Here is an 8,356-nt window from a genome sequence, read left to right on the forward strand (position 1 = left end):
CATGATCCTCAGAAAGCTGCGGCTTTATTGCGCCCTTGTCCTTCTCGCTTCACTCAAACGCTCACCTGCGCTGCCCTTCCTCCCATGAGAGAGGCGCAACGCAAAACGAATTAGTCAGCCCCGACTATGTGGGTACGCCGATCCACCTTGCACGCGTCGACACGCCACAAGCCATCATGTGGATGCGCGCCTTCAGCTGGTGCGGGCACCTCGGTCGGGCCGATTCCATCGTCATGCCCGTGCTGAACGGCGGATTCAGCTTGCGCAGCAAGCGCATGTTGCGTGCGCTGATCGATCATCCCGAAGTCCGGGTCGAAGTGCCGCCTCCGGAGGTAATGGAGGCTGAACCCATCGAGATGGGCTGGTTCAACAATGCGATCAACGAAGATGTACAACTGACGGCGGTGTTGCGTCCGCAACTGGAACGGCTCGGCCTACGCTACGCGCCGCTGGAGGTCTGCGTTCGTTTCGCCGTCGAAAACGCGGGCCCAATCTACGATGGCGTCGATGCGACACAGATGTTCGGGCAGCATGGGCGGTGGCGCCGCCTGATCAGCGTCGATCCTCCTGTCATGCGTTACCAGGCTTCACGACGAGACGTCGACGAAAGCAGCTTCGAACGTGCGGTCAGAACCGCGCTGATGGCGCGCGGCTTCGGCATCGAATATTCGGAGCATGCCGACTGAGCGTCTACCGCCCGCCCGCCACATCCAGCAACGCCCCCGTCACATACGACGACGCATCCGACAACAGCCAGACGATCGATTCGCCCACTTCGTCCGCCGTGCCCGGACGACCGAGCGGCGTGGTCGCGCCCATCACCTGCGCGCGATCGGGCTTGCCGCCGCTCGCGTGAATCTCCGTTTCGATCAGGCCGGGACGGATCGCGTTGACGCGCACGCCGTCGCGTCCGAGTTCCTTCGCGAGTCCGATGGTCAGCGTGTCGATCGCGCCTTTCGAGCCGGCGTAATCGACATACTCGCCCGGACCGCCGAGGCGCGCGGCCGCCGACGAAATATTGACCAGCGAGCCGCCCTTGCCGCCGCGCGACGTCGACAAGCGACGCGCCGCCTCGCGCGCGCACAGATACGCGCCGAGCACGTTGACATCGAAGACGCGCTTCATGCGCGCGATGTCCATATCCGCCAGCGCCGAACCGGGCGCGACGATGCCCGCGTTGTTCACCACGCCGTCGAGCTTGCCGAAGGCCTGTTCGGTGGCATCGAACATCGCGACGGTCGCGGCTTCGTCGCTGACGTCGCCATGAATCGCGATCGCCTGGCCGCCGGCGGCCTTGACGGCGGCGACGGTTTCATCGGCGGCTGCGGCGTTCGACGTGTAGTTCACGCCCACCGACCAGCCGCGCGCCCCGGCGAGCACGGCGGCCGATCGGCCGATGCCGCGGCTGCCGCCGGTAATCAGAATGACTTTGGACATCGAAGCATGTTCCTCTGGCGATGAAGATCGAAAATCAGACGGCGTCGCGTTTCTCCGCCCACTTGTCATGCGCGGGCGGCGTGTAGGCCGCGAGTTTGGCGAGCATCTCGGCGGGTTCGGCCGCGACCTGGATGATGTCGAGATACGGCGCGCGCATGAAGCCTTCCTCGACGGTGTGACGCAGCATCGCCATCAAAGGATCGTAGTAGCCGTTCACGTCGAGCAGGCCGACGGGCTTCTGGTGATAGCCGAGTTGCGCCCACGTATAGACTTCGAAAAACTCTTCGAACGTGCCGACGCCGCCGGGCATCGCGACGAAGGCATCGGCGAGATCGGCCATCTTCTTCTTGCGCTCGTGCACGTCGGGCACAACGATCAGTTCGGTCAGATCCGTATGGCCGACTTCCTTCGCCAGCAGCAATTCGGGAATCACGCCGATCGCGCGGCCGCCGGTGGCGAGCACTTCGTCGGCGATCAGGCCCATCAGGCCGACGCGTCCGCCGCCGTAGACCAGCGAGAGATCGTTCGCGACCAATGCGCGGCCGAAGGCCTTGGCCGCTTCGGCATAGACGGGGCGGGCTCCGGTCGCGGAGCCGCAATACACACACACTGCTTTCATTACCGGGAATCCTTCGGAGAGTCGTTCTTCGATGCAGCCGGGCTCGCGTCCTCGCGCTGAGGCAGGAAATCCGCGAACTGGCGTTTCGGTAGCTTACCGGAGACGAGGTCGTCGAAGAGCTGACGCGATCGTCCGCGCAAATACGGCGCCATGATCGAGATAATATTCAGGCTCGCCTGATGCAGCTCCGAGCGAATCGCTTCCTGATCGTTGTACTTGCGTGGATTCATCACGTACTGATACGACAGCCAGTACGTTGCCAAAAGCCCCATGTTGGTGGCGATGACGTCGATTTCCCCTGGCGTCGCGACCATTTCGCCATCGGCCACCAGCGCCTCGCAGAGCTGATGCGCGAAGCGAACCTTGTGGGTGATGATCTGCTTGAAATGCGTCTCGAGCGTGCGATTGCGCGCCAGCAGATCGTTCAGATCGCGATAGAGAAAGCGGTACGTCCACAGGAAATCCGCCATGTACTGCAGATACGACCACATTTCGTCGATGGTCGGACGATGGTCGTCGGGGAAGCGCAGCCGCTTCTGAATCTGCTGTTCGAACTGCGCGAAGATACTGTTGATGATGTCGTCCTTGTTGCGGAAATGGTAATACAGATTGCCTGGACTGATTTCCATCTCCTCGGCGATCGTCGTCGTGGTGACGTTCGGCTCGCCGATATCGTTGAACAACTTCAGCGACAGTTCGAGTATCCGTTCGCGGGTGCGGCGGGGTGGTTTGGCTTCCATGTCGTCCGACCTTGGCATCCGGCAGCGGTTGCTCTCAATCAGCATTCGCGCGGCCGCGTCCGTGGCTATTTTTGAGAATGTCGGACGATTATAAACCGGTCGTTCGGCATAACGGACGGGGCTCGCAGGCGAGCCGTCGTCTTTATAAGATACGCTGAAGCCACGCGGAAGCAAGCGGCCAGAGTATCAGCGCCCAGGTGACGACGCAGACGCCAAGCGCGACCATCACGGCCGCGCTGCCGAAATCCTTGGCGCGTTTGGAGAGTTCGTGCCGCTCCAGCGAAATACGGTCGATGGCCGCCTCGACGCTCGAATTGAGCAGCTCGACGATCAGCACCAGCAGCACCGAGGCGATCAGCGCGACGCGTTCCACCGGCGCGACCGGCACGAAGACGCTGCACGGCAGCAGAATCGCGGCGAGCGTCAGTTCCTGCCGAAACGCGTTTTCCTCGCGAATCGCCACGCGAAAGCCGTTGAGCGAATTCTTCATCGCGTGCCAGGCGCCCGTGAAGCCGCGATTGCCCTTGTACGGATTGAAGGGCAGATCGTCGGTGCTCAAAGGTTCGCCGGGTTGTGGGGAGGGGTCGGTCACGTCTTCGATATCGTCGTCGAACGGATCGGCCACGCGCGGCTGGGTGCGTCCCGCCGCCGCGCGCGTGTTCGATTCCGCCTGTTCCTGCGCAAGCGCGCGTCGCGTCATGCGGCCGCCCGGTCGGTGCTCGGGCCGCCGCGCGGGCCGAACTTGCGCAGATGCGAAGCGAATTGCTCCGACGCCGCGCGCCATGAGAAACGTTCGGCCCACGCGCGGGCATCGGCGCGTTCGATTTTCAGCGCATCGAGGCAGGCTTCGCGCTGGTCGTGATTCATCGCGCCGGGGCCGTCGGTGCCGAGCACGTCGATCGGACCCGTCACCGGATAGGCCGCGACCGGCGTGCCGCAGGCCATCGCTTCGAGCAGCACGAGGCCGAAGGTGTCGGTCTTGCTCGGGAACACGAAGACGTCGGCGGCGGCGTAGACCTTCGCGAGTTCGGGCTGCGACAGCACGCCGAGATAGTTCACGTTGGCATAGCGCGACTTCAGTTCCGCGAGCGCCGGGCCTTCGCCGGCGACCCATTTCGAGCCGGGCAGATCGAGCTTCAGAAACGCCTCGACGTTCTTCTCCACGGCCACGCGTCCGACGTAGAGGAAAATCGGCCGCGCGGTGTTGAGGACCTTCGAATCCATCGGCTGGAAGATGTCGAGATCGACGCCGCGCGTCCACAGCACGACGTTGTCGAAGCCGTATTTTTCGAGGTCCGACTTGACGACGGGCGTGGGCGCCATCACCGCTTGCGAGTGCTTGTGGAACCAGTGCAGGAAACGGTACGTCATCCCGACGGGAATGCCGAAGCGCGCCTGCACGTACTCCGGAAAGCGCGTGTGATACGCCGTCGTGAACGGCAGCTTGTGCTTCAGCGCATACGATCGCGCGGCCATGCCGAGCGGACCTTCGGTCGCGATATGCAGCGCATCCGGATCGAACTTGTCGATGCGCTCGTTGACGTGCCGGCCCGGCATCAGCGAGGGACGGATCTCGGGATAGGTCGGGCAGGGAATCGTCTTGAATTCGAGCGGCGTCAGCAATTCCACGCGATGTCCCAGCGCGGTGAGTTCCTTGGTCGTGTTCTTGAGCGTGCGCACGACGCCGTTGACTTGCGGCTCCCATGCGTCGGTAACGATCATGATTTTCATCGGCTTGTGCCCGGTTAGGGTTGCGTCGGTGAGTGGCGGCAAGGTGTGGTCTCAGACGGTTGCGCGCGCCTTGCTGTGGCGCGCCTGGGGGGGGAATGCATGACGGTCCAGTAGACGATCTTCAGCTTGCCGTCGTAGGTTTCGACCAGCGCGGAAAGGCTCTCCACCCAGTCTCCGTCGTTGCAGTATAGGACGCCGTCGATTTCGCGAATCTCGGCCTTGTGGATGTGCCCGCAGACCACGCCGTCGCAACCGCGGCGGCGCGCTTCGTCGGTCATCACCTTTTCGAACTGGGAGATGAAGTTGACCGCGTTCTTCACTTGATGCTTCAGATACTGCGACAGCGACCAGTAGTTCAGCCCGAGCCGCGTGCGCACGCGATTGAACCAGCGGTTGAGCAGCAGGATCATCGTGTACGCGGTGTCGCCGAGATAGGCGAGCCATTTGGCGTGCTGGATCACGCCGTCGAACAGATCGCCCCGTGCACGATCCACAGGCGCTTGCCCGCGAGCGTCGTGTGGAACGCTTCGCCGCGCACGTGGATATCGCCGAACGCGAGATCGCAGAACTGGCGCGCGGCTTCATCGTGATTGCCGGGGATATACACGACCTGCGTGCCCTTGCGCGCCTTGCGGAGGATTTTCTGCACGACGTCGTTGTGCGCCTGCGGCCAGAACCAGCCCTTGCGCAACTGCCATCCGTCGATGATGTCGCCGACCAGGTACAGATATTCCGAGTCGTTATGGCGCAGGAAGTCGAGCAGATACGGCGCCTGGCAACCGCCCGAACCCAGATGGATATCCGACAGCCAGATCGTGCGATAGCGATGCAGCGCGTCGCCCGAATCGCCATCGCCTTCGGGCGACGTGCGACGCGAATCGGACAGGCCGGGCACGCCGGAAGACGCGGACGCTTCGGATGATTCGGGAGAATCGGGCTTCAGTGCGAAGGGATCGACGCGCAGGTCGGTATTGCGAAAGCGTAGGGTCGTGGACGGCTCGATTGGGGAGGTGACTGTCGAGTTCAAGGCCATTGGCTCGCGCATCGAGTTTCGGTATGCGCATTGCGCCACGCGAGGGTGACGGAGCCGTGACAGTCATGAGAACTTCTTATTACTTGGCGGCGGCCTTTTCAGCGACGGAACGCACCATGACGATGCGCGTCCCCGCGAGACGATCGTGGATGAACTGGCGCGCCGGGTCGAAGCGCACGGCCAGCGCCCATAGAATCACCCACGCCGGCAGCACCAGAAGCGTTTGTGGCACGGCAAGACCGAGAATCGGATGTAGCGCGAGCGGCGGCAGGAACCACAGCCACGCGAGCAGATAGCGCACGAAGGCGCGTGGCGGTTTGACCGGCTGACCGTGCGTATCGACGAGTTTGAGACGCCAGGTTTTCATCGGCAAAGTTTGGCCGCCGTGGCACCAAAACCACACGAAATACGCGGCCAGCACGATGCCGACCCACGCCATCAGCCAGTTGTGCAGCATCAGGCCATTGCGTTGCTGCGTGAGCGTGCTGAACAGATACGCGGCGAGGAAGATCACGCCGAAGAGGATCACGGCTTCGTAGAGCATGGCCGCGAGGCGGCGGCGCAGCGTCGGCGCGCGCAAGGGCGAATCGATCACCGACGCGCTCGCGCTCATTCGGTCAGGACCCGTTGTAGACCGACGGCGCCTGCTGCGGCGACACCGGAATGGGCGTGGCCGGCACGATGCTCGCGGCGTTCGGAATGCCTTGCTGCGTGGGCGTGGCGGAAGAGGGCGCGGGCGCGGCCGGCGCATTCGATGCTCCCGCTCCGTTTTCCGCATGGCCGCCGCTCGCATGATGCTCACGCGAGGCGAACAGGCGATTCAAATCCTTCACTTCGGTCTTGCCGGTCGGTGGCACGGAGACGACCGTGGGCCGGCGCGTGTGTTCGCTGGCTGCGAGCTTTTTCTTCTGCTCTTCGGACAGTTTTTGATAGGCGTCCCAGGCCTCCTTGCGCTTTTCCAGCGGCACCTGCTTGGACACCTGATAATTTTCACGCGCGACCTGGCGCTCGGCAGGCGTCATGCGCACCCATTCTTCCATGCGCTTGTGCAGCTTTTCCTGCGCTTCCGGCGACATGCGGTGATAACGCGACGCGATCTTGAGCCACTTCTGCTTGCGTTCGTCGCTGAAGGAATCCCACTGCGTCGCGAACGGCGCGAGCGCGATGCGTTGCGCATCGGTGAGATGGCTCCAGGAAGTCGGGCTTTCCGGCGCGGCGGACGCCACGGCCAGCGCGGATGCGCTCGCGCCGCCCGGCGCGCCGATGGCGGCTGCGGGCGAAGCGGCCGTGGCGGGATAAAAGCGCGGATACGTTGCAGCGAACGCGACCAGACCCGCAATCGCACAACCGAAGACAATCGCGAGACCGCGCTTGTAACTCACCCGAACGTTCCTCCGCGTTTATTTCAACAAATGCTTAATGATCGCGCGACAGATACGCGTTGAAGCCGTGATCCAGATAGGCGTCGAGCGGCAGGCTGTCGGACATCATGGCGGCGTCGATGTCGGCAAGTTCGGCCTTGCGTTGCTGATCCTCGAAATACGCGATACCCGCGATGCCGATCACCAGCGCGGCCAGCGGCCAGATCAGGCCGAGACCGCCGAGCTTCGCGATCAGCCCGCGACGCGCCGGCGAGTCGTCGCCGCCCATCGAAAGCGACGCGCCCGCGCCGGCCAGAACCGGCGTGAAGACGGGTGCCGCAACCGCGACTTTTTCAGGCTTCTTGCGTGCGATCGCGGTCCGCCGGGCGGCAGCGAGCTTGTCGATGGCGGCTGGCGGAATATTCGATGCGGTTTCGTCCAGCGCGCGAACGATCTTTAGCGCGAAGTCGTTTTCCTTCGATTCAAGATTGGTACTCATAGCGTGATCCCCTTCGCTTTCAGGGCTTGAGCGAGTGTGTGCGTGGCCCGCGAGCAATGCGTTTTCACGCTGCCCTCGGAACAGCCCATCGCGGCGGCCGTCTCTGCGACATCCATATCTTCCCAGTAACGCATGAGGAACGCTTCTCGTTGACGCGCCGGCAGCTTCTGTATTTCGGCGTCGATCAGGTTCAGTACCTGTTCGCGCTCCAGTTTGTTTTCGCTGCTTTCGATGCCCGCGCCGTCTTCGGCTTCGAAGGTCTCGAGCGGGTCGAATTCGTCGTCGTCGGCACTGCCGAACGAGGAGAAGAGGGTGACCCACGTATTGCGGACCTTCTGGCGGCGGAAATAATCGTGCGTCGCGTTCTGAAGGATACGCTGGAACAAGAGCGGAAGCTCGGAAGGCGGGCGATCGCCGTACTTTTCGGCCAGCTTGATCATCGCGTCCTGCACGATGTCGAGCGCCGCGTCGTCGTCGCGCACGGTATAGACGGTTTGCTTGAACGCGCGCCTTTCGACGCCCGCCAGGAAATCGGCGAGTTCCTTGTCTGATGCCATCCTATGGGGGCCCGGCGCAACGAATTTGCGTCCGTTTATGCGTCGAGAGGGATCTGGAGTTCTGGGAAAACCCGGCGATGCTAGCAAATTTTCGCCAGAGCCGGGAATTTTAAGTTAAAATCGTTACGAGCGGCCAATTTAAGGCGAACAGGTTCGGGATGCCTTCAGGCGGTGCATTTTCGGCCTCTCGAACAATTCCTGCAGTTTTTGCTTGACCCTTCGCGCGGCCAACTGTTACATTTTCTGAGTGCACCGGTAGACTGGCAAGGAGTAGGTGGTGAAAGTCCACTGCGATGAAGGAGTAGCGAACCACATCGGCCCCGAGCCGTGCGCAGGTCACCGCGAGGTGATCGGCGAAGCGTCGGCAGGGGAGCGTGCG

Annotated in this window: 11 protein-coding genes and 1 pseudogene; 1 reads left to right on the plus strand and 11 read right to left on the minus strand. The window is 62.8% G+C overall.

Going from position 1 to position 8,356, the window contains the following annotated elements:
* Positions 1-128: 128 nt before the first annotated feature.
* Positions 129-686 carry a DUF5672 family protein gene (locus BVER_RS25905; RefSeq protein ID WP_157056226.1) on the plus strand — a complete coding sequence of 186 codons (558 nt, stop codon included), beginning with the start codon at positions 129-131 and terminating at the stop codon, positions 684-686.
* Positions 687-690: 4 nt separating this feature from the next.
* Here BVER_RS25905 and BVER_RS25910 read toward each other — a convergent pair whose 3' ends face one another.
* From BVER_RS25910 to BVER_RS34575, 11 genes and pseudogenes are all read right to left on the minus strand, one after another.
* Positions 691-1,437 (minus strand): SDR family oxidoreductase, encoded by a 747-nt coding sequence (locus BVER_RS25910; RefSeq protein ID WP_050455701.1) that lies wholly within the window; start codon positions 1,435-1,437, stop codon positions 691-693.
* Positions 1,438-1,471: 34 nt separating this feature from the next.
* A complete protein-coding gene (locus tag BVER_RS25915) occupies positions 1,472-2,056 on the minus strand; it encodes an LOG family protein (protein ID WP_050455702.1) in 585 nt (194 codons plus the stop codon).
* Positions 2,056-2,796, minus strand: a complete 741-nt coding sequence (locus BVER_RS25920; protein WP_050455703.1) for a TetR/AcrR family transcriptional regulator — start codon at positions 2,794-2,796, stop codon at positions 2,056-2,058. Before BVER_RS25920 ends, BVER_RS25915 begins: the two co-directional genes overlap by 1 nt.
* A gap of 142 nt (positions 2,797-2,938) precedes the next feature.
* On the minus strand, positions 2,939-3,496 hold the full coding sequence (locus BVER_RS25925) for a diacylglycerol kinase (RefSeq protein WP_050455704.1): 558 nt from the start codon (positions 3,494-3,496) through the stop codon (positions 2,939-2,941).
* Positions 3,493-4,527, minus strand: a complete 1,035-nt coding sequence (locus BVER_RS25930) for a glycosyltransferase family 4 protein (protein WP_050455705.1) — start codon at positions 4,525-4,527, stop codon at positions 3,493-3,495. The genes BVER_RS25925 and BVER_RS25930 overlap by 4 nt, the downstream gene beginning before the upstream one ends.
* Positions 4,528-4,541: 14 nt before the next feature.
* Positions 4,542-5,572: pseudogene (locus BVER_RS25935) on the minus strand (UDP-2,3-diacylglucosamine diphosphatase).
* Positions 5,573-5,639: 67 nt separating this feature from the next.
* Entirely contained in the window at positions 5,640-6,173 is a 534-nt protein-coding gene (locus BVER_RS25940; RefSeq protein ID WP_050455706.1) for an RDD family protein, read from the minus strand.
* 4 nt (positions 6,174-6,177) lie between these two features.
* The gene (locus BVER_RS25945) at positions 6,178-6,942 is read right to left on the minus strand and encodes a DUF3106 domain-containing protein (protein WP_050455707.1); all 765 of its coding nucleotides are present in this window, start codon (positions 6,940-6,942) and stop codon (positions 6,178-6,180) included.
* A 34-nt stretch (positions 6,943-6,976) separates the two neighbouring features.
* The gene (locus BVER_RS25950) at positions 6,977-7,420 is read right to left on the minus strand and encodes a DUF3619 family protein (protein ID WP_050455708.1); all 444 of its coding nucleotides are present in this window, start codon (positions 7,418-7,420) and stop codon (positions 6,977-6,979) included.
* Complete coding sequence (locus BVER_RS25955; protein WP_050455709.1) at positions 7,417-7,977, minus strand: RNA polymerase sigma factor; 561 nt, start codon at positions 7,975-7,977, stop codon at positions 7,417-7,419. Before BVER_RS25955 ends, BVER_RS25950 begins: the two co-directional genes overlap by 4 nt.
* Before the next feature lie 109 nt (positions 7,978-8,086).
* Positions 8,087-8,356, minus strand: a 270-nt coding sequence (locus BVER_RS34575; RefSeq protein ID WP_232316792.1) for a hypothetical protein, incomplete at its 5' end; no start/stop codon positions are given.

The organism is Candidatus Burkholderia verschuerenii, assembly GCF_001189365.1.
Lineage (GTDB): Bacteria > Pseudomonadota > Gammaproteobacteria > Burkholderiales > Burkholderiaceae > Caballeronia > Caballeronia verschuerenii.